Raw genomic sequence first — 25,653 nt, 5'->3', positions numbered from 1 at the left:
TTATGGTCGATACTCAAATGAAAACACTGTATCCCTGGCATGCACAGACTTGGGAACTTCTCAGTACTCGATTTCCTCATCTGGGACATGGGTTATTATTTTATGGCAAAAAAGGCTGTGCCAAAAAAGAGTTTGCTGAACGTTTTGTTGCTTGGGTGCTTTGTTTAAATAAACAGGCACAAGCTGCTTGTGGTGAATGTACAAGCTGCCAATGGCTAAAATCGGATACGCATCCTAATTATGTGCATATCACGACAGACGAAGAAAATAAAAAACAAAACGCAAAAATCAAGATCGAGAAAATACGTGACTTACTGCCATTTGTCCAACAAACAGGTGAAGGCTGGCGTGTTGTGGTCATCGAGCCTGCGGAAGCATTAAACACAGCCTCTGCAAATGCTTTGTTGAAAACGCTAGAAGAACCGGGTGAGCGAGTCGTATTGATTTTACTTGCTGATCATTATTTGAAATTACCCGCAACCATTCGCAGTCGATTACAGCATTTTGCGTTAGATCGTTTAACGCTTGACGATGCGCAGACTTTTGTCAAACAGCAAATTCCAGAAATTTCATCAAGCCAAGTGTCATTATTGCTGAATCTTGCCAATGATATGCCGCTAACGGCGATTGAAATTGAAAAAAGTGAGTGGTTGCAGAAACGCGCTATTTTCCTTACTGACTGGTTGAAGCTGGTGGCAGAAAAAAATATGCCTTTGAACTATTCAAACAAATGGTCTAAAGAGCTTAATTTTTCAGAATTTATGACCATGTTTGAGTATCTGCTGGGTGATTTGGTGAGTTTGAAACTCAATCAGGCGCTTAAAAATGATGATCTGGATTTTAGTCGTTTGGTAGAGTGTTATAACCTTGAGCAGCTATTTGGAATCTATTCTGATTTGCAGCAGAAAAAACGCATGGTTGAGCAGAATGTTCAAACCCAACTGGTAATGGATGAGCTGTTTATTCAGTTGATGAATGTAGCTTAATCGTGCTTTAAGTACTCGGCTGACTGATTGTTTCAATAAAACAGGGAATGAACTGGACTGAAAATAAGTTCATTACCTTGTTTTATATTATTTATGTAAAAATTGTATCTAAAATGTACATTGCTCTTTAATCCTTGATCAAAAAAGAATATAAAATGTGAAACACTTCACAATAATATTAAAAAATAAGGAATATTGAGATGAAAATTAAATCTATCGCGATTGCGTTGTCATTTGTAATTTTACCCAGCATGGCAATGGCTGAACCGAAGTTTATTTCGAATATTAATGGATCATCTTTTCAGATTAATGCGTCTAATGCGGGATCACAAGCTTACGAATGTGTATATAGCTACTCTTTCAATCATGTCCGTGGTACTGGCGCAAATCAGTTCAGTGGTAAATTTTATATTGAAGCTGGGGCCAACAACATTTCTGTCATTGCCAGAAATACCGATCAAGCGATTAGTAAATTAGACTTTGATTATAAATGTACTGAAAAATAAAAACTTTATTATTATCCTTGTTAAAAAGCCGCTCACAAGAGCGGTTTTTTTTCTAAATCACATCTGTATTTTTGTTGTCATTTCTTTTAAGTTGTCATCTGTTGTAAAACTACGGCACGTATTATTCGAAAAAGTGATAAATAAGCTGCTTTTTTAAATGCCCTAAATTGTATTTAACCTAAACATCATTTGTTGTTTGCAGGATTGTTTTCTATAATTCAGTCATATAAGACGTATAGATATTAAATGAACGATCACGAAAGATAAGGCTATAAATCAGATGGAAACATTCGGATGTTTTATACGTCGAAAGTAGACGTTCTAGATTTTGATGTTTCAATATTGAACAGGGGAAAGTTATGCAACCACAAATGATGGGCGGAATTATACAGGTCAACATTCCAGACAAAGCGACCTTACAATCAAGTTATATGCCTTTTGTACAAGGCGGCGGTTTATTTGTGCCAACTAAACAAGCGGTGAAAATGGGACAGGAAGTTTTTGTACTAGCAACTCTTCCAGAACAATCCCAAAAGATTCCATTGACTGGGAAAGTGATCTGGATTTCTCATAAACAGACACATTTTAAGCCACAAGGTTTTGCAATACAGCTCGCTGGTGAAAAAGGCGTGTATTATAAAAATGAAGCTGAGAAATTGCTGGCCGGATCCAAAGGTCTGGATCGTCCAAGTTATACCATGTAGTTATGAAGTAAATAGGATAGAAGAGTGTTTGTTGATACGCATTGCCATTTAACCATGTTGGATCTAAGCCCTTATCAAGGTGACTTGGATCAGGCACTTGAGCAAGCCCGTCTTGCTGGTGTTTCGAAATTCATGGGCATTTCGGTTGATCTTGAAGATCATATAAAGTTGGCAGAAATTGCATCCCGACACGATGATGTTGGGTATTCTGTCGGTGTTCATCCATGTGAAGATGAACAGGTGATGGCGCGCGCGACAACAGACTATCTCGTCAATCTTGCTCAATCCGATAAAGTGTGGGCTTTGGGTGAAACGGGACTGGATTATTATCACAGTACAGATTTCGTCGAGGAACAAAAGCGTTGCTTTGCCCGACATATTGAAGCTTCAAAAATCGTGAAAAAGCCTGTGGTTGTGCATACTCGTGCAGCCAAGCACGATACCATTGATATTATTCGTGCAGAACAGTCTACCCATGGTATTTTGCATTGTTTTACCGAAGATTGGGAAACAGCAAAAGCTGTTTTGGATTGTGGTTACTATATTTCTTTTTCTGGGATTGTTTCTTTTAAAAATGCTCAGGATTTACGGGATGTGGCAAAGCAAGTGCCGCTTGATCGTCTTTTGATAGAAACAGATAGTCCTTATTTAGCGCCAGTGCCTTATCGCGGTAAAAGCAATGAACCGAAATATGTTCCTTTTGTAGCAAAAGCATTAAGTGATGTATATGATAAATCGGTTGAAGAGATTGGCATGATTACAACACAAAATTTTGAAAATCTCTTAAATTTGAAATAAACGGTTTTGTTGTATTAGGAAAGAGAGTTATTACGTGAAAATGGATCGTCAAGCTCAGTTTAGAGCACGAGAAGTATTAATTTTTCAAATCGCGGAGCAACTCCTGTTAGAAAATGGTGAAGCAGGCATGACGCTGGATGCGTTGGCAGCTGAGCTGGATCTTGCTAAAGGCACGTTATATAAGCATTTTCAAAGTAAAGATGAGCTGTATATGTTGCTGATTATTCGTAATGAGCGCATGTTATTGGAAATGATTCAGGATACTGAAAAGGCATTTCCTGAACATTTGGCTTTCTTTATGTTGCACCATTTGCATCATCCTGAGCGTACGGCCTTATTCCATCAGATAGAAGAGCGGCTTTCGACCACTGGACAGGGTATCCAATTACTCTTCAGTGAGCTATATAAGGTGCGTAGACAGCGTTTGCGTATCATTATTCGAATGACGGAAAGTTATTTGCTGGGCATTAACAGTACCATGACAACGCGGGATTACCTTGCTTCGATCTGGTCTTTGACCTATGGCGCAGCCGTTATCCTGAATTCGAGTTTCTATCAGCGTTATCTGGGTTCACGAGATACCTTACGTGTCGCTTATATTGAACAGGCTTTGGCATTACCGAAGCTGGTCGAAACTGCGCTTGCATAGTTGAAATGATAATGAGATCACCAAAGCATTCACAAAAGGCTTTTACCCTGATTGAGGTGATGGTGGTGATCGTTATTATGACGATTATGGCATCTCTTGTGGTTTTGAATATCGGTGGGGTTGATCAACGCCGCGCCATGCAAGCCCGAGAGATGTTTATTCTCGATCTGAAAAAAATTAATAAAGAAGCCACTGATCAGGCAAAAGTTTTTGCGTTAAATACTCAAAATGCGACGGATGTTGCACCTTTCAGTTATAACCTCTATGAATATCATGACCAAAGTCTTGAACAGATTCAGCAGGCAGACCGCACTTGGCAACTGTATAAAGAGTTTAAGACACGTCAATTACCCAATAATGTATCTTTGAGTATACAAAGTTTAGATACAGCAAATTATAACAAGGCAAAAAATGAAGACTTACTTGGCGGTAAGGCTCCTCAACTGATCTGGTTTGGAAATGGTGAAGCGAAGCCTGTCCGAATCCAGTTTTATTATGCGCAACAGCCGATTGGACATGAGTTTGAGCTGGATCATTTGGGCAAAGTCAATGAAAATTAAGTCTTTAGTATATTGTCCAGAGAGTGGTTCTTCTGTTGCGGTGCGGAAACTATCTATATCACGCATTGCTTCTCCGTCTTCTTGTGAAGCAGAGCTTCTCAGGGTGAAACGTTGTTTCTCTAATCCTGCAACTCGAAGCATAGCTTCTCATCTTGCGACACGATCGAGCTTTGCTCGATTTAATAGTGCTCACATCGAGCATAGCTCTCCGTCTTCTTGCGAAGCAGAGCTTCTCAGGGTGAAACGTTGTTTCACTGATCCTGTAACTCGAAGCATAGCTTCTTATCTTTCAGTACGGCAGAAACCTCGCACCTCAAGCGTAGCTTTCGGCCTTGCAGCAGGGCCGAGCGTTGCTCGGCGTAGACCTGCTTCAGGATTTACTCTACTAGAAGTGATGGTGGCGTTGGCGATCTTTGCTGTTGCTGCGATTGCGTTAACCAAGGTGGCGATGCAATATACGCAATCGACATCAAATGCCATTTTAAGAACCAAAGCACAATTTGTGGCCATGAATGAAGTGGCAATGATGGAAATGAATCAAGAATGGCTGGATGGAACACAATCCAAGCAAGTGACCTCTCAAGGGGAAACTTGGCAAATCGATAAAAAAGCACAATCTACAATCAGCCCTAAAATCCAGCGAATTGAATTACAAGTCAGTTTATTTAATAAAGAACAAGGTAAGGTCGAAGCGGGGATTACCAATCTTGTGTTCTTTAACTATCCTGCCAAAGCTAGAACATAATGAAATATACACGCGCATTTACTCTGGTCGAGTTGTTGGTTGCAATTGCAATCTTTGCAGTACTTTCTATGCTGGGCTGGAAAGTGTTTGACTATTTATTAAAAGTAAAAGACCGTAATGCAGAACATGAATTGCACTTATTTGCTTTGCAGGATGCTTATCAGCAGTTCTTGCGGGATAGTTTGCAGATCATACCTTTGACAGCTAATGATGGACGACAGTTGCAAGCTGCGCTTGTCTTGAATGATCAGCACTTTGCATTCAGCAAGGCTGGTGTTTCTGACCCACTGAAACAAGGTTTGTCGCCTTACGAGCGTATTGAATATCGTTATGATGCTGAACAAAAGAAAGTTTATCGCCTCAAATATTCAAATCTGAATATTCCTAATCGGGTACAACCTGTTTCAAGTACTCTATTGGAAAATGTAGATCAATTTAAAGTGATGGTTTTGAACCCACAAGAATTGACGCAATGGCCTGAAAATAGTGATCCAAGTAATATCGCTGAACTGAAGAAATTACCGTTTGGAATCAAAGTTCAGTTGACAGTGGCTGGTACAGACTACGAGTGGATTTATAGTCTGCTCAATAATAATTCAGATGCAGGCGGCCAGTAGTGTCATGAAAAAACATTCATCTCAACATGGCATCGCTCTATTAACGATTCTGGTAATGGTAGCTTTGGCGACCATTCTAGCGGCGACCATTGCCAAGCGACAAACCAATACTGCCGAAAACACGGGCTATTTAATGCGTCAAAACCAGTCTCTGCTTTATGCAAAAAGTGCAGAGGCATTTTTCTCGGAATTGCTGATACAAGATAGCGATAATGGGGAAAGTATTGACCATTTACAGGAAAACTGGGCAAAACCGATGCCGCCATTTCCTGTAGATGATGGATATGTTTCTGGTCGTTTGGTTGATGAGTCTGGAAAATTTAATCTTAACAATCTGGTGAAAGCCGATGGAACAAAGGTGGATGAAGCTGCGCAACGCTGGTTTGAAAAGCTGCTGCAACGGGTAGGTTTGCCTGCTGAGTTAAGTCAGGCCGTAATTGACTGGCAAGATGTTGATGATGAAACCACGGGGCCAATGGGAGCCGAAAGTAGTTATTATCAGGGTTTGGATCCTGCTTATCTAACGCCAAATACCAAATTCCACAGTGTAGAAGAGTTGAAACTGGTCAGAGGATTTGAGGGTAAGAATTATGATTTGATTAAACCCTATGTCACGGCATTACCTGAGCAAACCAAGGTCAACATGAATACGGCATCAGCCTTGTTATTGGCCAGTATTGATCCAAAAGTCGATGTAAAAGCGGTTGAACAAGAGCTAAAAGCGAAACAGGCGAATTTGACTTATTTCAATAATATTGAAGATTTATGGCAGCTCAATGCATTTTCTGGGATAGAAGAACAGAATAAATCTGATGCCGCTGATTTGCTGGATAGTAAATCCAACTATTTTACTGCACAAATTGAAGTGGTTTTAAGCGAACGAAAACGTCAATTTACCAGCTCTTTAGCACGTAAGGATAAGCAAGTGACTGTTTATTCAAGAAGTCTTTCGCCTTTCCAGTAAATTTCTGGATTGGTTAATCAAATGGTGACAAGGTTTAAAATCAATCCCAATCCATGTTTTTTTGCTTTATAATAAAATTCGTTTGCAGATAAAGATTAGCTTGGTGCATGTTAATTCGTAAATTGTTTAAGTTTGAGAATGCTCATATTGTACGTAACTGTACATCGGATCGTTGTAAGCGTTCGATTCATGGGCATAGTTATAAAGTTGAATTATTATTAAAAGCGTCAAAGCTGGATCATGGGCAAATGGTCTATGATTTCGGCTTACTCAAAGGCGTTATTAAGGAGCTATATGATAGCTTCGATCATGCAATCTGTTTTTGGCAGAAAGATGACCCTGCTTATATTGATGCATGTAAGACATTCAGTGCGCGCTGGATTTCCTTACCCGTTTCGCCATCGGCAGAACAGTTTTCGCGTATCTTTTTCTATCTCGCTCAGCAAGTGTTAAATTCAACTGTTACCCAGAATGGTGAAGGGGACGTTGAAGTGTATTCAGTGATTGTGCATGAAACAGATACTGGCTATGCACAGAGTTTTCAGGAAGATATTGAAAATACACAAATGGGCGAATTGAGTCTGGAACAGATTGTCTTTTCAGAACAGGTACAGGCTGAATGGAGCGACGTTCAGATGTACGAAAACCTGAAAAAAGGAACAAAATTCCAGAATCCGAATGTAGAGTTACAAGTTAATATTTAAGTATTCTTCACTTAAATAAAAGAATTTATTTCAAGGAATGTTGATGCAACTTACTGAACAGCAACAGGACAAACTTAATAAAGTTCAGTTGGACGAGTCTTGGAAAATCTCATTATCAGAGTTTCTTCTGAGCCCTAAAATGGATAATTTGCGTGAGTTTTTACAACAAGAAAAACTTGCAGAAAGAGTCATCTATCCACCAAGCAAGCAAATCTTTAATGCATTGAATACCACACCATTAAATGCAGTGAAGGTCGTGATTCTAGGGCAGGATCCTTATCATGGTCCAAATCAGGCCAATGGTTTAAGCTTTTCTGTGCAAAGAGGGGTTGCATTACCGCCATCTTTGCGTAATATTTTTCACGAATTAAATACTGATCTGGGTGTTCCTGTTTCTCGTCATGGTGACTTGAGTAAATGGGCGGCACAAGGTGTGTTATTGCTCAACAGTGTACTTACGGTCGCGGCAGGACAGCCAACTTCACATCAAAAACAGGGATGGGAAGACTTTACCGATTCAGTCATTGATGTATTGAATGAGCAGTGCGAACATATTGTGTTTATTTTATGGGGTGCTTATGCACAGCGTAAAGGGCAACGTATCGACCGTAACAAGCATCTTGTTCTAACAGCAGCTCACCCGTCACCACTCGCTGCAAACCGTGGTGGTTTTTTTGGCTGTAAAGTATTTTCTAAAACTAATCAATATTTGAAACAACATGGCATTGAGCCTATAGACTGGCAATTGGACGCATAATGACTTCTCCCGATTTAAATAGCTATCATCCTGATTTAGTTATTGAGCATGCAAAAAATGGTTGGCGAATCATTCGTCTTAATCGCCCTAAATCACTGCATGCTTTAGATGAGCCGATTGTAAGTGCTCTGCTTAAAGTATTTGAGCATTTTCATGAAGATGAAAGTGTTAAAGCGATCTGGTTCGATTCGACGACACCAAAAGCATTTTGTGCAGGTGGGGATGTCCGTAAATTACGTCAGCTTGTCATCAATAAAGAAGTTGAAACAGCGAATCAATTTTTCCAGCAAGAATATGCGCTTGATTTACTCCTACATAATTATGCAAAACCGATCGTTGTCTGGGGTGAAGGCTATGTAATGGGTGGTGGTTTAGGCTTGTTTATGGCAGCGCCATTCCGTTTGGTTACTCCATATTCGCGTCTGGCAATGCCTGAAATCAATATCGGTTTATACCCAGATGTGGGCGCAAGCCGCTTCCTTGCTGACCGTGGTCAAATCGGTTTATTTACCGGTTTAACTGGCTCAATTATGACCGCAGCGGGCGCATTCAGCGTAGGTTGGGCAACGCATATTTGTGAAGCACAACGCGATAATGTTCTGCAAAAGGTTTTAAATGTCGATTGGAATCATTATCCAGCGGGTGCTTTCCGTGCGATTGATGATACCTTGAATAGCTTACATCGTCCTGTTGCTGCAGGTCCTTTGCAAAACTCAATTGATGTAATTCATAGCGTTTGTCGTGGGCAAAACTTTGAATATGACTATCAATCGATTATTGGCCTCAGTGATGCAAGTAGTGACTGGTTACGTCAGGCAAGTGAGAACCTGCAAAAAGGTTCACCAAGCACTGCAGCAATTACCTGGTTGTTATGGCAATGGGGTAAACAAGGCCATGCGTGGGATGAAGTTTTTGCATTAGAGGCCCAAATTTCTGAATGGAAAATCCGTCATCCTGATTTTGTTGAAGGTGTGCGTGCCCGTCTGGTTGATAAAGACTTATCACCTGAATGGAAAGCAACAGAACAGTTAACACTTAAAGGTATCTTGGGTGACTGTGCACCTGTAACCAATATCGAGAGCTGGAATGCGTTGTTGAAGCACTATGGCGTGATTGCTTAAGCTGATATGACTGTAGAAAATCATAATGATGAATACTGGATGCAGCTTGCCTATGTGCAGGCTGCATTAGCGGCATCACAGGGAGAAATTCCTGTCGGTGCCGTTCTTGTTAGCGATGATCAGGTCATTGGTGCAGGATACAATGCACCGATTAAACTTTCAGATCCTACTGCACATGCAGAAATACAGGCTTTACGTGCAGCGTGTCAGTCTTTAAATAACTACCGTTTACCTGAAGATACGACACTGTATGTTACGCTTGAACCTTGCACCATGTGTGTGGGGGCTTTAGTGCATGCACGGGTGAAGCGTGTGGTTTTTGCCACGACTGAGCCAAAAGCGGGCTCTCTGGTCAGTGCCAGACAATTACTTGAAAGTGGTTATTACAATCATAAATTTATTTTTGAGCAAGGTTGTCTGCAAGCGCAGTGTTCCTTGCAGTTAAGTGATTTTTTCAAACAAAGAAGAAATGAAAAGAAGAAAATCCGTTCGTCAAAAACGTCCTTAAATGATTAAAAATGTCTCATGAGTTATGGCACACTAAGCCTCCAATGTTTTTGGATATAATCAAAAGGCGAAGTTATGCGTAATGCAATCACGATAGAAAAAGAATTCAATGCACCGATCTCTGAGGTTTTTGACTTGTTGTCAAAACACGCAACCTATAACAAGGCATTTGCACCATTACAGGTGGTTCGCGTGAAAGATTCTGCTGATCCAGAACGTCCTGACGGGATTGGTTCAATTCGCCGCATGGGATTTGGTCCGATTAAACCGCTTCAGGAAGAAATCACGCTACTGGAAGAGAATAAACGAATTGAATATAAGTTGATCAACAATCCATTAGTAAAACACCATTTAGGGCAAATTGACTTTAAAGAAGTCACACCTTTTGTAACTTTGGTGACCTATAAGATTGAATTTACAGCAAAAGCACCTTTTGTAAGTAAATTAGTTCTTGCACAACTCAAAGCAGCCATTACACTAGGTTTTTCAAAATTAGCCAAATCAGTTGCTTCATAAGAGATGGGAATGACAGTTCATATTATTACGATTGATGGTCCAAGTGGTTCTGGTAAGGGCACGTTGGCTGCAAAAATTGCCGCACATTATGGTTTTAATTTATTAGACTCTGGTGCGTTATATCGTTTACTTGGGCTGTCTTTGTTTCAACATGGCTTGCTGGATCAGCTAGATACCAAGCTAGAGCAGTGTGTTGAATACGCCACACAGCTTGATATCGAATTTAAATCTACAGAAGCTGCAACACTTGTTTTTCTGGAAGGCATTGATGTTACCAATACCATTCGCACAGAGCAGGTCGGTGAGTATGCATCTAAAGTGGCAACTGTCCCAGAATTAAGAAAAGCATTATTTGAACGTCAACGTGCATTTATTCAGGCACCGGGCTTGGTAGCTGACGGACGTGATATGGCGACATCGATTTTTCCAGAAGCCCAAGCCAAGATTTATTTAACTGCATCGGCTGAATCTCGTGCAGAGCGTAGAGTAAAACAGTTGCAGGGTATGGGTCTTGATGCTAAAATAAGCGACATTTTATCTAACATACAGGCTAGAGATAAGAGAGATATGGAGCGAACTGTTGCTCCGCTCAAGCCAGCTGAAGACGCGTATGTCATTGATAGTTCTACAATAGGCATCAATGAAGTGTTTCAGTTAATGGTGGACTATATCGATAGCCGTATTTAATAGATAAACCCTTTTATTTTCAGTTGAAGCATTGCTTGATCAGATTTTTTGGACAATGTAACAACTTAACTAAACCGGCCTTGTCTGATCCAAGACCGCGGACTTTATCAGGTATATCATGACCGAATCTTTTGCAGCCCTCTTTGAAGAAAGTGAATTAAACCTCAACGTTGAAAAGGGTGCAGTCATCCAAGGTACTGTTGTTAGTATCGATTCTGACTGGGTTACTGTTGACACTGGCCTTAAATCTGAAGGCGTTGTTGACCGTGCTGAATTTTTAAATGAACAACGTGAACTTGAAGTTCAAGTTGGCGATACTGTTGACGTAGTTGTTGAAGCGCTTGACAACGGTATGGGTCAAACAGTTTTATCACGTGAAAAAGCGAAACGTGCTGAAACTTGGACTAAACTTGAGAAAATCTTTGAAGACGGCGAAATCGTTACTGGTGTTATCTCTGGTAAGGTTAAAGGCGGTTTCACTGTTGACATCGGTCCTGTACGTGCATTCTTACCAGGTTCTTTAGTTGACACTCGTCCTATCCGTGACACAACTCACCTTGAAGGTAAAGAGTTAGAGTTCAAAGTAATCAAACTTGATGCTAAACGTAACAACGTTGTTGTATCTCGTCGTGCAGTTATGGAAGCTGAATCTTCAGCTGACCGTGAAGCATTACTTGCTCAACTTGAAGAAGGTCAAACAGTTACAGGTACGATCAAGAACCTTACTGATTACGGCGCGTTCGTTGATCTTGGCGGTATTGATGGTCTTCTACATATCACAGATATGGCTTGGAAGCGTATCAAGCACCCTTCAGAAGTTGTTGAAGTTGGTCAAGAAGTTACAGTTAAAGTACTTAAGTTTGACCGCGAGCGTAACCGCGTATCTTTAGGTCTTAAGCAATTAGGCGAAGATCCATGGTTAGCGATCATGAGCCGTTACCCTAAAGGTTCTATCGTTAAAGCACGTGTAACTAACTTAACTGACTACGGTTGCTTCGCTGAAATCGCTGAAGGCGTTGAAGGCTTAGTACACGTTTCAGAAATGGACCACACAAACAAAAACATCCACCCATCTAAAGTTGTTCAGATCGGTGACGAAGTTGATGTTATGGTTCTTGAAGTTGACGAAGAACGTCGTCGTATTTCATTGGGTATCAAACAAACTCGTGCTAACCCATGGGAAGAGTTTGCTAAAGCAAATGAAAAAGGCGAAAAAGTTTCTGGTACGATCAAGTCAATCACTGATTTCGGTATCTTCATCGGTTTATCTGGTGGTATCGACGGTTTAGTACACTTGTCTGATATTTCTTGGAACGAACAAGGCGAAGAAGCAATTCGTCGTTACAAGAAAGGTGACACAGTTGAAGCAGTTATCTTATCTGTTGACGCTGAAGGCAACCGTATCAGCCTTGGTATCAAGCAATTAAACAGCGATCCATTCAATGACTTCTTGGCTGCGAATGAGCGCGGTGCTTTAGTTAAAGGTACTGTAACTGCTGTTGATGCTAAAGGTGCTACAGTTAAATTAGCTGATGACATCGAAGCAACACTTAAAGCTTCTGAAATCAACCGTGACCGCGTTGAAGATGCGACTAAATTCTTAGAAGTTGGTCAAGAAGTTGAAGCTAAGATCATCAACGTTGATCGCAAATCTCGCTCTATCAACTTGTCTATCAAAGCGAAAGACGAAGCTGAAGAGAAAGAAGCTGTGAACAATGCTCGCCAAGCTGCTGCAACTCAAGCTGCAGAAAGCAATGGTCCTAAGACTATTGGTGACTTAATTAAAGCTCAAATGAAGTAATTTGTTAAAAAGTACGTTTCTTGTAACAGAGACGTACTTTTTTATACAAAAATACTGTAAACGGTAGCGTAGTAATCATGTACTGCGCTACCGTTTTGTATTTAAACAGGTTATTATTAAAAACATTGGAAAGTAGCGATAATTAAAGAGGTCATCAATGACTACTGAAGCACTTAATAAATCTGATTTAATTGAACGGATTGCTCTTAAAAACCCACACTTGGCTGAACCTTTAGTTGAAGATGCAGTTAAGATCATGATTGATCAAATGATTGAAGCACTTTCAAGCGGTGATCGTATTGAGATTCGTGGTTTTGGTAGTTTTGCATTACATCACCGTGAACCCCGTTTAGGTCGTAACCCTAAAACAGGTAAGTCAGTTGATGTTGCAGCGAAAGCAGTTCCACACTTTAAACCTGGTAAGGCACTTCGTGATGCAGTAAACGAATCTGCTGAATAAGTATTGAGGTCTTTATGCGTTATGTCTTAATTGCATTACTCGTTGCCATTTTTGGTTATTCACTTGCTTTGGTACTTCAAAACCCGGCTGAGCTACAAGTAGACTTGTTATTTACTCAAGTTCCAGCGATGCGTTTGGGGTTATTACTTTTATTGACGTTAGTCTTAGGTGTTGTTGTTGGTTTACTTCTAGGCGTACAGGTTTTCCGCGTTTTCCAAACCAGTTGGGAAATTAAGAGATTGCGCAAAGATATTGATCATCTTCGTAAAGAGCAAATTCAACTTGCACAGCAAGCTGCCGCAGAAGCTGCTGCGAGTGTAAGACATGAGAAAACGGTTCTGGATATTAACCCAGAAAGCCAGCCGCGTACTCCGTTATAAATTTTATATTTCAGCCTTATAAAATCTTGATGATTGTATAAGGCCCTTAAAAGCTCTTTATTGGATTAAAGAGCTTTTTTTGTTTTTATGGAAAACCGAAATATCTCAACATGGCGGTAATGAGCATGGCGACTAAAATCACCACGATAAGAGAATATTTTTTCCATGCAAAAATGATCGCAACCGAAACGCCAATAATTTTACTGATGCCACTAAAGTGAGTTTCTGTAAAAAGGGTATTAAATACGGCTAAGGTGAACAGCAGAACACAGGCAGAATCAGCCAATAGCTGTTTATGATGTTCTTTGATCTCAATGCGATTTGCCAGATAAAAGCCTGAATAACGAATCAGGTAGGTCCCTAAAGCGAGTACAACAATGCCTATGAAGATATAACTTTCGCTGTATTTCATTTCGTTTTTCGACCTATCATTAAACCAAGCATGGACACTAAAACCGGAAGTCCTGTTGGAAGTAAGGGAATAGAAGCTAAGGAAAGTGATGTGCCTAGAAATACTCGATTTCGTGTGGTTTTATTCTTGAGCATGGGTAGGATCAAGGCAAAAAGAATGGCTGGAAATGCTGCATCAATGCCAAAGACATAGATATCTGGAATATTTTTGCTGAGCAGATAACCGAGGAATACACCGAGCGGCCAAAGTATGCTGATGCCTAGGCCACACATCCAGTAAGCCCATTTTTTCAAATGCGCTTCTTGTTGACTCAGTCCGAACATCACACTTTCATCATTCATGATGTGACAAGCAATAAAGTGATAGACATTTTTCTCAATAAATGTTGCGACAGATAATCCAAAAGGCAAATGGCGCAAATTGATGAGTATGCCTGTGAATGCGGCAAATACAGGATTTGCTCCTGTTGCAATCATGCCAATAAAAGTAAATTCAGCTGCGCCAGCTAATACTGTTAAGGACAGAGCGAGAGGAATCCACATGGGCAGGTCAAAACTGGCTGCAACTGATCCAAGAGAAATCCCGACAATTCCTGTTGCGACTGAGATGAGAATAATGGCTTTGATTAAGTTATAGCGTTCTTTATCTTGCATCTTTATTTTCTATATCAAACGACCGTACGATATAATAGATTAATTTTATATCGTTCGTCAAAACGAACAATCGTTTTTTATGGTGATTTATGGCATTGCCAATTGAAATTGTTGCAAAGGGTTTGCAAAGAGAGAGACAAAAAGCAGGACTGTCATTGGCAGAAGTCGCGCGTCGGGCGGGTATAGCCAAATCAACCTTGTCGCAATTGGAAGCTGCACAAGGAAATCCTAGTCTGGAAACATTATGGGCCTTGTGTGTGGCTTTGGATATTCCATTTGCAAAGTTAATGGAAAGCAATATTGCACAAACTCAGGTCATTCGTTTTGGCGAAGGGCCATCTGTTACCTCTGAAATTGCCCATTATCAAGCGATCCTATTGGCCAATTGTCCAACGGGCGCCAGACGTGATGTATATATGCTCACCACACAGCCTGGTGAACCACGTTGCAGTCAGCCGCATCCGATTGGCAGTATTGAGCATATTGTGATTATGAAAGGTCAGGCCAGAGTAGGCTTAATTTCCGAGCCAGTTTTGCTGAATGAAGGAGACTATATTTGTTATCCTGCCGATCAGCCCCATATTTTTGAGGCTTTGCAAGACGATACTAGAGCAATTCTTATTTCCGAGCAAAGATAAGGGCTATTTCTGTATGATCGAAACGCTTTTTTGCATTATGGTTACTTTCTTGCTTTGTTCATGCTGTGAATCACTTTATAATTAACTGATTTTTATGTGATGGAACTAGATTCGTGAGTATTATTGTTGCCCTAGACGCAAAAAGCCAATATGACGCCTTAACAATTGTTGATCAGCTTGATCCGTCACTTTGCCGTGTGAAAGTTGGCAAAGAGCTTTTTACTCATGAAGGTCCATCAATTGTGAAAAACTTACAAGACAAAGGTTTTGAAGTTTTTCTTGATCTAAAGTTCCATGATATCCCGAACACTACCGCTCAAGCAGTATGTGCTGCTGCCGACTTAGGTGTGTGGATGGTGAATGTGCATGCTTCAGGTGGCCGTAAGATGATGGAAACTTGCGTTGAACGATTGAAGGCTGGCAACTATCAGACTCAGTTGATTGCAGTGACGGTATTAACGTCAATGGGACGTGAAGATTTGCGTGATATCGGTCTGGATATCGAGCCAGTTGAACAAGTGAAGCGTTTAGCAAAACTCACTCAGGAAAGCGGGCTGGATGGTGTCGTGTGTTCAGCACAAGAAGCCAAGATCCTTCGTGATATGTTGGGTCAACAGTTTGCATTGGTGACACCAGGTATTCGTCCAGAGGGTTCAAATGCAGATGACCAAAAACGTATTGTTACCCCAAAACAGGCCATGCTTGATGGTTCAACGCATTTAGTAATTGGTCGTCCAATTACTAAAGCGGAAAAACCGACTGAGATGTTGAAATCAATTTTGGCTTCAATCTAATGAAGTCAAAGTTTAAAACTTCATACTGAGAAATAAGCTGATTAAGAGTGGTGCGAGGAGCGACAGAATCAATCCACTCATCATGGCATGTGGTACATAATGTGTGCCACATGACTGTTTCACCATCGCAAGCGTCACATCCATCGACGTGGCACCTGCACTGGAAATCGCAGAGCGTGGAAAACGCCAACCTAAACAGTACATCAATAAAATCGCAAAGATTTCTCTAAATAAATCGGTTAATAAGGCAATGCCACCCAATTTGGCTGAATGTAATTCAGTAAATAAAATCCCAGACATTGAATACCAACCATAACCTTGTGCTAGGGCCATGACTTCATTCAGGCTGTAATGATTCGATAGAATAAAATAGTTAACAATTGCCGCAAGGCAAGATCCAATAAAGGCTGCGACAGGCACCAATAAGATTTTCCAGCTTAACCAGCTACGATCGAATTGAGTAAAGGCCAGTTCAACACCAATCAAGAAAATAAAGATTAATAATAAATACCAGCTATTAAAGGCAATATGCAGATCTAATTTTTGAATAAGCATACCCAAGCCAATACCCACGGCTAAGGCCAGAAAGGCTTTTCCAATATTCTTCAGTGCATTTAGAAACAAGTGGAGTGAAATTTTCCCTTGCACGCTTTGGCGATCAATCAGCTTATACGTCATTAAACAAATGAAAAAAGAACCAATCGAAGTGGTAAATGCAATGAGTACTGCTGGTGGCAAGATTGCAGCTGGATTTGGAATATGGTTGAGTGCTTGTGTGAGTTCAAACGCAACACTAACCAGTAAAATATAAGAAAAATAAGGAAGAATTCTAAATACAAATTTTTTTAGGGATTGAGATAAATGCGGTGCTATAAAATAACCTAAGCTAATACAAACAAAAATTTGGAAAATCAGAACAAAAGAGGTCATACGATCAGAGCGTTGAAAGTGCTGATTTATTATGCAGGGAAATCTGATAGTTGGGTAGATTTATATATCATTTGATCAAGAAAGTTTGGGGCTGAAACAATGAGAAAGAGTTGAACAGAGCATCTTCCAGATTTTTATTCTATTTTGATCTACAGATTGAATGAGCTGATTCATCTATGAATATTGTTTGAGGTGAAATATACTTTTATTAGTACAAGAGGTAGATGATTTGTGACAGCAGCTAAGATTCAAAAATATGCATTGGAACGTTTTGCAAAACAGGGCTTTGCCGCCACGTCATTGAATGAAATTGCGACTGATGTTGGTATAAAAAAACCTTCGATTTATGCACATTTTAAGAATAAGGATGAGCTCTATCTTAGCCTGATTCCCATTATGATTGATGAAGAACTGGGATATGCTAAAACAATTTTGCAAGGTGGAGAGCATCTACAGCAACAATTGCATGATTATTTTATCAGCATCGAACAGCGCTTTAATGAGTCTTATGCGGTTCAGTTCTGGATGAATGCTTTGATCAGTCCACCTGTGCATTTGTATGATCAGGTGATTGAGCCGATGCATGTATTTATGGCTGATCTGGAACAGTTATTTTCGCAAGTGATTCAGAATTCTGAAGTGTCTAAAAATCAGCATCAACTCGATTCCCAGACACTTGCTCGGGTATGCATGAGTTTTGTGGATGCATTGCAAAGTGAATTGATCTGTGGCGGTCGAGAAAAGTTCCGACTTCGTCTGGATGCCATCTTAAAAGCATTGAATGTATTGATCAGTACCTCAATTTAAAAGGTACTGATGCGTGTGAATATCATTATTCAGCTTCTGCAACAGGAAAGTGAGCCCGTTGTCCTGAGGCGGCAAAAATAGATAAGCCCAGTGCGATACTGCCACAGATGAATAAACTTGCAGGAAGCAGGCTGATATTAACGTCCATAAAGCTGACAATAAAACCAATCAGTGAAGCAAAGGCATATTGGAGTAAGCCCATTAATGATGAGGCTGCACCTGTTAAATGCTGTGGGCTTTGTTGCATGGTAAGTGCGGTGACGTTACCAAAGATAAATCCTGTAGACCAGATACTTAGTCCCAAAAGAACAATGTATTGCCACAAGCTTAAATCATAAAAAGATACACTCATTAGCAGAATCAAGCTGGCCCCACTAAATATACACATCCCAAGTACCAGTAAGCGTTGCGCAGACCAGCGTTTCAATAACAGGATTGAAACTTGCCCAAGAATGATTAGTCCAATCGCATTGGCTGCGAATAAGGTACTAAAAGTTTCATTATGAATATGATAATGCTGAATAAAAATAAAAGGAGACTGGCTTAGGTAAACAAAGAAAGCACCCAAGATAAAACCACCCGCAAGGGTGTAGGCCATAAAGCTTTTATTTAAGCTCAATGTTTGATAGCTGGTTTTGATTGTAGTGAGTTGGAGTGGCTGACGATATTCAGGCTTTAAGGTTTCGGGTATAGCGTAATTACCCCAGAACCATAAGATTGTACCGAGTACGGCCAATGTATAGAAAATAAGCGTCCATGATCCGAATCGAAGAATAAAGCTACCAAATAAAGGGGCAATGATTGGAATGATCATCATCACCTGCATCAGGATGGAAAAGTTTTTGGCGCTACTTTGTGCATCGCATACATCTGAAATAATCGCTCTGGGTACAACTAAACCCGCAGATGCACCAATGGCTTGTAGGAATCGGGCAGCCAGTAACCATTCAATCGACGGTGCAATTGCAGCCAGTAATGAACCTAAAATGAAGATCGCAATACCGATTAGCAAAGGTTTACGGGGTCCAAAACGATCAAGTAAAGGCCCGTAAATCCCTTGACCAATTGCAAGACCAATCAAGAAGACCGAGAGCGTCAATTGAACTTGTCCAGGCGTGGTTGCAAAGCTTTCTGCAAGAAGTGGAAATGCAGGTAAATAAATATCAATCGCCAGCGCATCTAAAGCGGTAAATAAGGAGAGCAGTAGTAACAAAGACCAACTGATTTTAGAAATTGGAGGAGCAGATTGCATATCTTGTAAACTCGAGTGCAGAAAGCGAATAGGTATTAGTTAACTACCTAACGGTAGGTAGTTAAAATCTTAGCATGAATTATTTAGTTTTGCCTATAAAAAGAAATGCGGTTTTAAGTTAGAAAAGATAAAAAAATGAAGAGAGGGCAAGCAAGAGGTATAAGTCGTTGTATCATTCAGAAATAAAAAGCCCCTGAGAAGTTCAAGGGCTTTTTAACTGTATTTTGCTATTTATGCAGCATTGGATTTGGTAGCAGTTGAGCTATTGATAAAATTATAATCAGCCACGTTTACTTTGCGTGTCTCTAGCCAGTATCTCCATGTATAGGTTGGCCATAGTGAGAAGTTTTTGCCATCAGCAGCTTGATACCAACTGCTACAGCCACCCGCTTGCCAGACCGTACCTTTCAGTTGCTCTTGTACACGCTCATTAAACTGATCCTGAACATCCTGCTTGATTTCGACAGCTTGAGTCTTGGTTTGATCGACAGTTTGAATCAATTGCAGAATGTAGTTCACCTGTGATTCGATCATGAAAATCACAGAGTTATGACCAAGAATAGTATTTGGCCCAAGTAACTGGAACAAATTCGGGAAGTTTTTGGTGCTGATACCATAGTAGCTTTCCGCGCCATCTTTCCATGCTTGTTTGAGTTCAATACCGTTACGACCAATGCAATTGAAATGCTTTAAGTAAATACGTGGGTCAGTAATGAAGCCCGTTCCATAAATCAGGCAATCAATTTGGCGTTCTTTGCCATCTTTGGTGATGATGCCATTCGCTGTAATTTCTTGAATAGCATCCGTCACCAGTTCAACATTGTCACGGTTAAAGGTCGGGAAGTATTTATTAGAAATCAAAATACGTTTACAGCCCATCACAAAGTCTGGGGTTAATTTTTTTGCCAGTGCTTTGTCTTTTACCTGAAAACGAATAAAAGCTTCTGCCAGTTTTTGACCATATTTCATGATTTGTGGCTGTACAATCGGCACGACACGAGATTCATTAGTCCAGTACAGACGGGTACGATGAATTTGACGATAGATGTTTGAAGCTTTAAACAGTGTTTTGCTGAGCTGTGAGTATTTGCGTTCATCACGTGGAATTACCCAAGCTGCGGTACGTTGTAATACATAGAGCTGCTTCACTTCGGGTGCAATTTCTGGAATGTATTGAATCGCACTACCACCTGTACCAATGGATGCAACTGATTTACCTGTTAAATCATAATCGTGATCCCATTGAGATGAATGGAACACTTTACCTTTGAAGTTCTCAATTCCTTTGACATGAGGAATTTGTGGAACATGTAATGGGCCAGAAGCAAAAATCACAAATTGTGCTTCGAGAGTGGCTTGGTCTTTAAAGTCCAATGTCCAGATATTGCGGTTTTCATCAAACTCGGCTTTGGTCACTTCATGTCCGAATTTGCAATAGTCTTTTAATTTGTATTGTTCAGTGATGTCTTGAATATAAGTAAAGATCTCATCTGCTTCTGCATAACGTTTTGACCAATCGGTTTTTGGTGCAAATGAAAGGGAATACATATGCGACTGCACATCACATGCTGCGCCTGGGTATTGGTTTTCGCGCCACGTGCCACCCACGTCATTGGTTTTTTCTAAAATTACAAAATCATGGATCTGACTTTGTAATAGGCGAATGGCCATTGCTAAACCACCAAAACCTGCACCAATAATTGCCACTTTTGTTTTTTGAATCGCATTTTTGGTTACATCACGCATAGCGTATATCCTGCACAGCTAAATTTTATGCAAGTTTAATGGTTTTATCGAGATTAAATATGATTGTACCGACGTAAAACTTGACCATTTCGGCAATTCATTTGCTCAGGCTTTTATAGTAAAACATTAAAGTTTTGAGAACTGTATTTGGAACTATGAAGAGATCTATCCTCGGATTGATGTATTTGATTCAAGGCATGCGTCATGTTGGCATTGATGTAGATGCACGTTTAGCAAATATGGGTATACAAGCCGATGCTTTAGATCCAGCTTCAATTATTCCTGATGAGATCGAATGGGATATCTTGCAACATATTAGTCAGGATATTTTACCTGAACAAGGTCTGTTCATCGGGCAACATTATGCGTTGGCAGGTTATGGGCCATTTCTGATGTTATTGGTCACCAGTGAAACTCTCCATAAGGCTTTGTTAAATGGTGTGCAATTTCAGCAGTTGACTCATTTATTTGGTTCTTTACATCTCGAAATTAAAGAAGATTTTATTCATTTGTTCTATCAGCCTGTTGATTTGAATACGCATTTAGGACAATTGCGCGCGCAATGTGAAATTTCAGGTACGTATAAGTTCTTACAAGATATTTTTAAAATGATGGGATTAGAGATCCCTAATATTCGGATTGAATTGCCATTTACCCGTCCGAAAGACTTAAATTTGCTTGCAGCCTATCAGGATTATTATGGAATAGATGTCAAATTTGGATGTAGAGAGGCTGCTTTCATATTAGAAAATACTCAAATACTCAACATTAAGATCCCATCTGCTGATGTATTGACCTATCGCATTTATGAAGAAAAATGCCTAGCGGATATTCAAAATCTAGAAAAAAGTGCCAGTCTAAAATTGACAGTGGTCGAATATGTTAAGGATTATCTGGAAATGCAAAATGGGGTCATTCCGACTATGGCAGAAACGGCCTGTGCTTTGCATATTCCTGAGCGAACTTTAAGGCACCAATTGCAGCAAATGCAGACCAGCTATAAAGAAATTCGTGAAAAGCTGATCCAGCAGAAGGCCATAAAATTCATCGAAAACAGTTCATATTCGATTGAACAGGTGGCTGAAATGTTGGGTTATTCTGAGCCAGCAGCGTTCAATCATGCCTTTAAAAGATGGTTTGGATTGAGTCCAAGACAATATAATCGCAATCATTAAATGATTAAAAATGGTACATTATGATGTTTAAACTCTATGATAATTAAGCCTAAAATCTAATGTCATTGAACGGAATGTTCGATATAATTTTCACCAATTAAAATTGCAATAACACCTTATGTCAAATTCTAAACCAGACTCACATAGCACTGCATTTATCCCAACGTCACCTGCTGAGCGTTATACTCAAGCACTTGAGTCAGGACAATTCATGCCAGATGAAGCACAAGCTCAGGCTGTGCGAGAGTTAGACCGAGTATGGAAAGAGTTACTCACTCGCTATAAGGCTTCAAAGAAAGCGTTTCGACGTTTCCGTCGTCAAACCTATCCGAAAGGCGTTTATATGTGGGGTGGTGTAGGCCGTGGCAAGACGTGGCTGATGGATCAGTTTTACGAATCTGTTCCATTCCGCCGTAAAATGCGTATGCATTTCCATCACTTTATGCAACATGTCCACAAAGAGTTGAATAAGCTTTCAGGTCAACGCAATCCTTTAGATTTGGTTGCGGATCAGATTTATAAAGATGCTGTTGTAATTTGCTTTGACGAATTTTTCGTATCGAACGTTACAGATGCAATGATCCTGAGCGATTTGTTCCAGAAGTTATTTGAGCGTGGCATTACGCTGGTTGCAACGTCAAATATTGCACCAGATGGTTTGTATAAGAACGGGATTCATCGTGACCGATTCTTGCCAACCATTGAGCTGGTCAAGAAAAACTGTGTCATTTTAAACGTAGATGCCGGCGTGGATTATCGTTTACGTGTTTTGAAACAAGCACAATTATTCAAGTATCCATTAACGGATGATGCCCAAGCTTGGCTATCTGGTCGTTTTAAAGCCTTGACTCAAACACAGGCGCAATCTAATTCTCCAATCATGATCAATAATCGTGTGGTAGAGACTTTAGGTCATACTGAAGATGTATTGTGGTGTGAATTCTCTGAATTGTGTTTTAAACCGCGTAGTCCAGCCGACTTTATTGAAATTGCCAACATTTACAGTACCGTGTTGGTGAGTAATGTTCCGCATTTGACAGATTTCTTGTCAGAAGGAACACGCCGTTTTATTTATCTGGTCGATGAATTCTATGATCGTGGTGTAAAACTGATTCTTACTTCTGAAGATTCAATCATTGATCTGTATGAGGGGGAGAAATTAGCATTTGAAATTGAACGGACGCGTTCACGTTTATTGGAAATGCAATCGGATGATTATCTACATTCCGAGCATCGACAGATTCAGGTCGCACAAACTTCATAAATCAAAAAGGCATTCTTCTGAATGCCTTTTTTTATAAACTTACATTGATAAGGCTTTATTCCTGACTGATTTTTGTTATAACTAGATGAGTTTGAAAAGGGAGTATATTGCAGAACTAGAAAGAAAAGCATCGACATTTGATATTTTGATAAATATAAAAAATCTTGTTTGTCAATACTTCTAATGGGGAAAATGCTTACTATTTAGGAATGTGATATTACTATTCAGGCTAGTATAAATCAGTATACTAGAATTCTTGTTATAAAAAGTTAGCACCATCAGGAAAGACAATGACTGTACGTATTCAAAAAGGCAAGCTAGCGATTGCTAAAGAACTTTATGATTTCATCGAAAATGAAGCTTTACCAGGGACTGGTTTAGAGAGTGAAACTTACTGGAAAAACTTCGAGCAAGTCGTTGTCGACCTTAGCCCAAAGAACAAGGCATTATTGGCTAAGCGTGATGATCTTCAAGCGAAGATTGATGAATGGCACCGTAATAATAAATTTGAACTTAATGCTTATAAAGCATTCTTAACCGAGATTGGTTATCTAGTACCAGAAGTTGCAGACTTTAAAGTAAGCACTGAAAATGTAGATGAAGAAATTGCTTTACTTGCAGGCCCTCAATTGGTTGTACCTGTACGTAATGCACGTTATTGCCTAAACGCAGCCAATGCACGTTGGGGTTCTTTATATGATGCGCTTTACGGTACAGATGTTATCTCTGAAGAAGGTGGCGCAGAGAAGGGTAAAGGTTATAACCCAGTTCGTGGTGACAAGGTTATTGCTTTTGCTAAAGACTTCTTGAATCAAACTTTCCCATTGGCACAGGGTTCACATGCAGATGCAACCAAATATGTAGTTGTAAACAACGCTTTGGCTGTGACTTTAAAAGATGGTTCAACCACTACTTTGGCTCATCCATCTCAATTTGTTGGCTTTAATGGCGATGCTGCGGCTCCTGCAGAAATCGTACTCTTAAATAATGGTTTGCACGTGATCATTGAGATCGATGCAAATAGCCCAGTGGGTAAAACTGATGCGGCGGGTGTAAAAGATTTAACACTTGAAGCTGCTGTAACCACGATTCAGGATTTGGAAGACTCGGTTGCTGCGGTTGATGCAGAAGAGAAAGTTGAAGGCTACCGTAATTGGTTAGGCTTGATGAAAGGTGACTTACAAGAGTCAATCGAGAAAAATGGTAAAACCATTACCCGTGCTTTGAATAAAGATCGTACTGTACAAAACCTGATTGGTGGTACAACTACTTTGCATGGTCGTTCATTGATGTTGCTTCGTAATGTTGGGCATTTAATGACAAACCCTGCGATCCTTGTCGATGGTGAAGAAGTATTTGAAGGCATCATGGATGCATTAGTGACGCCATTACTTACCGTTGCTGATATCCGTGGCCAAAACGAGAATAAAAACTCTCGTAAAGGTTCAATGTATATCGTTAAGCCAAAAATGCATGGTCCAGAAGAAGTTGCGTTTGCTGTTGAATTGTTTGAACGTGCTGAACAAGCAATTGGTTTACCTGCAAAATCGCTCAAAATCGGGATTATGGATGAAGAGCGCCGTACATCTGTAAACTTGAAGAACTGTATTGCTGCTGCAAAAGATCGTACGATCTTCATCAATACTGGCTTTATGGATCGTACAGGTGATGAAATCCATACGTCTATGGAAGCTGCACCAGTTGTTCGTAAAGAAGCAGTTAAAACACAAAAATGGATTGCTGCTTACGAAAACCGTAACGTTGCCATTGGTTTGGCATGTGGTTTACAAGGCAAAGCGCAAATTGGTAAAGGCATGTGGCCAAAACCAGACAGCATGAAAGATATGTTGGCAACCAAGACAGCTCATCCAAACGCGGGTGCATCTTGTGCATGGGTTCCATCTCCTACGGGTGCGGTACTTCATGCCTTGCATTACCATCAGATCAATGTAAAAGCGCGCCAAGATGAATTAGCTGCTGAAAACATGTTGTCTTTAGATGACTTGTTAACACCGCCGTTTGCACCAGAAACAAACTGGACTGCGGAAGAGTTAAACAATGAACTTGAAAATAACTGTCAAGGTATCTTGGGTTATGTAGTTCGTTGGGTAGATTTAGGTGTTGGTTGTTCTAAAGTGCCAGACATCAACAACGTTGGTTTAATGGAAGACCGTGCAACATTACGTATTTCATCTCAACACGTTGCAAACTGGCTGCGTCACGGTATCGTAACGCGTGAACAGGTTGAAGAAGTGCTTAAGCGTATGGCTGTGATTGTTGATCAGCAAAATGCTAATGATCCACTTTATACGCCAATGGCACCTAACTTTGATGGTATTGCGTTCCAAGCTGCTTCTGACTTGATCTTCAAAGGTGCAGAGCAGCCATCTGGCTATACAGAGCCATTGCTACACGCAGCGCGTTTAAAATTAAAAGGTTATACAGGTGATTAATTTCATCTAAATAAAAAAAGCCTCTTCGGAGGCTTTTTTTATGTCTACGAGTTGGAAAGATAAGGTT

General features: G+C 40.2%; 28 protein-coding genes and 1 pseudogene. 24 read left to right on the top strand and 5 right to left on the bottom strand.

Annotated elements, in window-relative coordinates:
• Positions 1 to 2: 2 nt before the first annotated feature.
• The 18 genes and pseudogenes from AWW72_RS11640 to AWW72_RS11555 all read left to right on the top strand — a co-directional run bounded on the left by AWW72_RS11640 (position 3) and on the right by AWW72_RS11555 (position 13,462).
• Positions 3 to 986: a DNA polymerase III delta subunit-related protein gene (locus AWW72_RS11640; protein WP_062847460.1), complete on the top strand. Its 984-nt coding sequence runs from the start codon at positions 3 to 5 to the stop codon at positions 984 to 986.
• Between the two features lie 200 nt (positions 987 to 1,186).
• Positions 1,187 to 1,492, top strand: coding sequence for a hypothetical protein (locus tag AWW72_RS11635; protein ID WP_062847440.1), 306 nt, complete (start codon positions 1,187 to 1,189; stop codon positions 1,490 to 1,492).
• A gap of 359 nt (positions 1,493 to 1,851) precedes the next feature.
• Positions 1,852 to 2,196, top strand: coding sequence for a PilZ domain-containing protein (locus AWW72_RS11630; RefSeq protein ID WP_004772519.1), 345 nt, complete (start codon positions 1,852 to 1,854; stop codon positions 2,194 to 2,196).
• A gap of 24 nt (positions 2,197 to 2,220) precedes the next feature.
• On the top strand, positions 2,221 to 2,994 hold the full coding sequence (locus AWW72_RS11625) for a TatD family hydrolase (RefSeq protein ID WP_005257909.1): 774 nt from the start codon (positions 2,221 to 2,223) through the stop codon (positions 2,992 to 2,994).
• A 40-nt stretch (positions 2,995 to 3,034) separates the two neighbouring features.
• Positions 3,035 to 3,643: a TetR/AcrR family transcriptional regulator gene (locus AWW72_RS11620; protein ID WP_004772516.1), complete on the top strand. Its 609-nt coding sequence runs from the start codon at positions 3,035 to 3,037 to the stop codon at positions 3,641 to 3,643.
• 11 nt (positions 3,644 to 3,654) lie between these two features.
• Positions 3,655 to 4,203 carry a pilus assembly FimT family protein gene (locus AWW72_RS11615; RefSeq protein WP_062847439.1) on the top strand — a complete coding sequence of 183 codons (549 nt, stop codon included), beginning with the start codon at positions 3,655 to 3,657 and terminating at the stop codon, positions 4,201 to 4,203.
• 367 nt (positions 4,204 to 4,570) lie between these two features.
• Positions 4,571 to 4,948 (top strand): annotated as a pseudogene (gspI, locus tag AWW72_RS19860) (type II secretion system minor pseudopilin GspI); the annotation flags it as partial.
• The gene (gene gspJ, locus AWW72_RS11605) at positions 4,948 to 5,565 is read left to right on the top strand and encodes a type II secretion system minor pseudopilin GspJ (RefSeq protein WP_062847438.1); all 618 of its coding nucleotides are present in this window, start codon (positions 4,948 to 4,950) and stop codon (positions 5,563 to 5,565) included. The pseudogene gspI and the gene gspJ, both read left to right, overlap by 1 nt.
• A 4-nt stretch (positions 5,566 to 5,569) precedes the next feature.
• Complete coding sequence (gspK, locus tag AWW72_RS11600) at positions 5,570 to 6,529, top strand: type II secretion system minor pseudopilin GspK (protein ID WP_062847459.1); 960 nt, start codon at positions 5,570 to 5,572, stop codon at positions 6,527 to 6,529.
• A 107-nt stretch (positions 6,530 to 6,636) separates the two neighbouring features.
• Positions 6,637 to 7,233, top strand: a complete 597-nt coding sequence (locus tag AWW72_RS11595; protein ID WP_004772509.1) for a 6-pyruvoyl trahydropterin synthase family protein — start codon at positions 6,637 to 6,639, stop codon at positions 7,231 to 7,233.
• 43 nt (positions 7,234 to 7,276) lie between these two features.
• Positions 7,277 to 7,990, top strand: coding sequence for a uracil-DNA glycosylase (gene ung, locus AWW72_RS11590; protein ID WP_062847437.1), 714 nt, complete (start codon positions 7,277 to 7,279; stop codon positions 7,988 to 7,990).
• Entirely contained in the window at positions 7,987 to 9,111 is a 1,125-nt protein-coding gene (locus AWW72_RS11585; protein ID WP_171067027.1) for an enoyl-CoA hydratase/isomerase family protein, read from the top strand. The genes ung and AWW72_RS11585 overlap by 4 nt, the downstream gene beginning before the upstream one ends.
• Before the next feature lie 6 nt (positions 9,112 to 9,117).
• The gene (gene tadA / locus AWW72_RS11580) at positions 9,118 to 9,627 is read left to right on the top strand and encodes a tRNA adenosine(34) deaminase TadA (RefSeq protein WP_062847436.1); all 510 of its coding nucleotides are present in this window, start codon (positions 9,118 to 9,120) and stop codon (positions 9,625 to 9,627) included.
• A gap of 66 nt (positions 9,628 to 9,693) precedes the next feature.
• Positions 9,694 to 10,134 carry an SRPBCC family protein gene (locus tag AWW72_RS11575; RefSeq protein WP_047427874.1) on the top strand — a complete coding sequence of 147 codons (441 nt, stop codon included), beginning with the start codon at positions 9,694 to 9,696 and terminating at the stop codon, positions 10,132 to 10,134.
• Between the two features lie 9 nt (positions 10,135 to 10,143).
• The gene (gene cmk / locus AWW72_RS11570; RefSeq protein WP_062847435.1) at positions 10,144 to 10,821 is read left to right on the top strand and encodes a (d)CMP kinase; all 678 of its coding nucleotides are present in this window, start codon (positions 10,144 to 10,146) and stop codon (positions 10,819 to 10,821) included.
• 118 nt (positions 10,822 to 10,939) lie between these two features.
• The gene (gene rpsA, locus AWW72_RS11565; RefSeq protein WP_004772497.1) at positions 10,940 to 12,622 is read left to right on the top strand and encodes a 30S ribosomal protein S1; all 1,683 of its coding nucleotides are present in this window, start codon (positions 10,940 to 10,942) and stop codon (positions 12,620 to 12,622) included.
• Between the two features lie 157 nt (positions 12,623 to 12,779).
• Positions 12,780 to 13,082: an integration host factor subunit beta gene (locus AWW72_RS11560; protein ID WP_004653854.1), complete on the top strand. Its 303-nt coding sequence runs from the start codon at positions 12,780 to 12,782 to the stop codon at positions 13,080 to 13,082.
• A 14-nt stretch (positions 13,083 to 13,096) separates the two neighbouring features.
• Positions 13,097 to 13,462 (top strand): lipopolysaccharide assembly protein LapA domain-containing protein, encoded by a 366-nt coding sequence (locus tag AWW72_RS11555; protein WP_004772496.1) that lies wholly within the window; start codon positions 13,097 to 13,099, stop codon positions 13,460 to 13,462.
• Between the two features lie 85 nt (positions 13,463 to 13,547).
• Here the strand turns inward: AWW72_RS11555 and AWW72_RS11550 are convergent, their stop codons facing one another.
• Both AWW72_RS11550 and AWW72_RS11545 read right to left on the bottom strand, forming a co-directional pair.
• Positions 13,548 to 13,874 (bottom strand): AzlD domain-containing protein, encoded by a 327-nt coding sequence (locus AWW72_RS11550; protein ID WP_004772494.1) that lies wholly within the window; start codon positions 13,872 to 13,874, stop codon positions 13,548 to 13,550.
• Complete coding sequence (locus AWW72_RS11545) at positions 13,871 to 14,527, bottom strand: AzlC family ABC transporter permease (RefSeq protein WP_062847434.1); 657 nt, start codon at positions 14,525 to 14,527, stop codon at positions 13,871 to 13,873. The genes AWW72_RS11550 and AWW72_RS11545 overlap by 4 nt, the downstream gene beginning before the upstream one ends.
• A gap of 89 nt (positions 14,528 to 14,616) precedes the next feature.
• Between AWW72_RS11545 and AWW72_RS11540 the strand changes: the two genes are divergently transcribed.
• Positions 14,617 to 15,165: a helix-turn-helix domain-containing protein gene (locus AWW72_RS11540; protein ID WP_062847433.1), complete on the top strand. Its 549-nt coding sequence runs from the start codon at positions 14,617 to 14,619 to the stop codon at positions 15,163 to 15,165.
• 113 nt (positions 15,166 to 15,278) lie between these two features.
• Positions 15,279 to 15,959: an orotidine-5'-phosphate decarboxylase gene (gene pyrF / locus AWW72_RS11535; RefSeq protein WP_004772489.1), complete on the top strand. Its 681-nt coding sequence runs from the start codon at positions 15,279 to 15,281 to the stop codon at positions 15,957 to 15,959.
• 12 nt (positions 15,960 to 15,971) lie between these two features.
• Here pyrF and AWW72_RS11530 read toward each other — a convergent pair whose 3' ends face one another.
• A complete protein-coding gene (locus AWW72_RS11530; RefSeq protein WP_004772487.1) occupies positions 15,972 to 16,889 on the bottom strand; it encodes a LysO family transporter in 918 nt (305 codons plus the stop codon).
• Positions 16,890 to 17,120: 231 nt separating this feature from the next.
• Between AWW72_RS11530 and AWW72_RS11525 the strand changes: the two genes are divergently transcribed.
• The gene (locus AWW72_RS11525) at positions 17,121 to 17,696 is read left to right on the top strand and encodes a TetR/AcrR family transcriptional regulator (RefSeq protein ID WP_062847432.1); all 576 of its coding nucleotides are present in this window, start codon (positions 17,121 to 17,123) and stop codon (positions 17,694 to 17,696) included.
• A gap of 25 nt (positions 17,697 to 17,721) precedes the next feature.
• Here the strand turns inward: AWW72_RS11525 and AWW72_RS11520 are convergent, their stop codons facing one another.
• Both AWW72_RS11520 and AWW72_RS11515 read right to left on the bottom strand, forming a co-directional pair.
• The gene (locus AWW72_RS11520; protein WP_062847431.1) at positions 17,722 to 18,948 is read right to left on the bottom strand and encodes a multidrug effflux MFS transporter; all 1,227 of its coding nucleotides are present in this window, start codon (positions 18,946 to 18,948) and stop codon (positions 17,722 to 17,724) included.
• A 231-nt stretch (positions 18,949 to 19,179) separates the two neighbouring features.
• A complete protein-coding gene (locus AWW72_RS11515; RefSeq protein ID WP_062847430.1) occupies positions 19,180 to 20,694 on the bottom strand; it encodes a flavin-containing monooxygenase in 1,515 nt (504 codons plus the stop codon).
• Between the two features lie 155 nt (positions 20,695 to 20,849).
• On the opposite strand from AWW72_RS11515, the gene AWW72_RS11510 reads away from it, so the two are divergent.
• The 3 genes from AWW72_RS11510 to AWW72_RS11500 all read left to right on the top strand — a co-directional run bounded on the left by AWW72_RS11510 (position 20,850) and on the right by AWW72_RS11500 (position 25,586).
• Complete coding sequence (locus AWW72_RS11510; RefSeq protein WP_062847429.1) at positions 20,850 to 21,869, top strand: AraC family transcriptional regulator; 1,020 nt, start codon at positions 20,850 to 20,852, stop codon at positions 21,867 to 21,869.
• A gap of 118 nt (positions 21,870 to 21,987) precedes the next feature.
• Positions 21,988 to 23,133: a cell division protein ZapE gene (gene zapE, locus AWW72_RS11505; protein WP_062847428.1), complete on the top strand. Its 1,146-nt coding sequence runs from the start codon at positions 21,988 to 21,990 to the stop codon at positions 23,131 to 23,133.
• A gap of 290 nt (positions 23,134 to 23,423) precedes the next feature.
• Positions 23,424 to 25,586 (top strand): malate synthase G, encoded by a 2,163-nt coding sequence (locus AWW72_RS11500; RefSeq protein WP_062847427.1) that lies wholly within the window; start codon positions 23,424 to 23,426, stop codon positions 25,584 to 25,586.
• Positions 25,587 to 25,653 lie beyond the last annotated feature (67 nt).

The sequence above is a fragment of the Acinetobacter sp. NRRL B-65365 genome, from assembly GCF_001605865.1.
GTDB classification, from domain to species: Bacteria; Pseudomonadota; Gammaproteobacteria; order Pseudomonadales; family Moraxellaceae; genus Acinetobacter; species Acinetobacter vivianii.
Note: the sequence above shows the minus strand (reverse complement) of the source record. Positions and strands in the feature narration are given on the sequence as shown.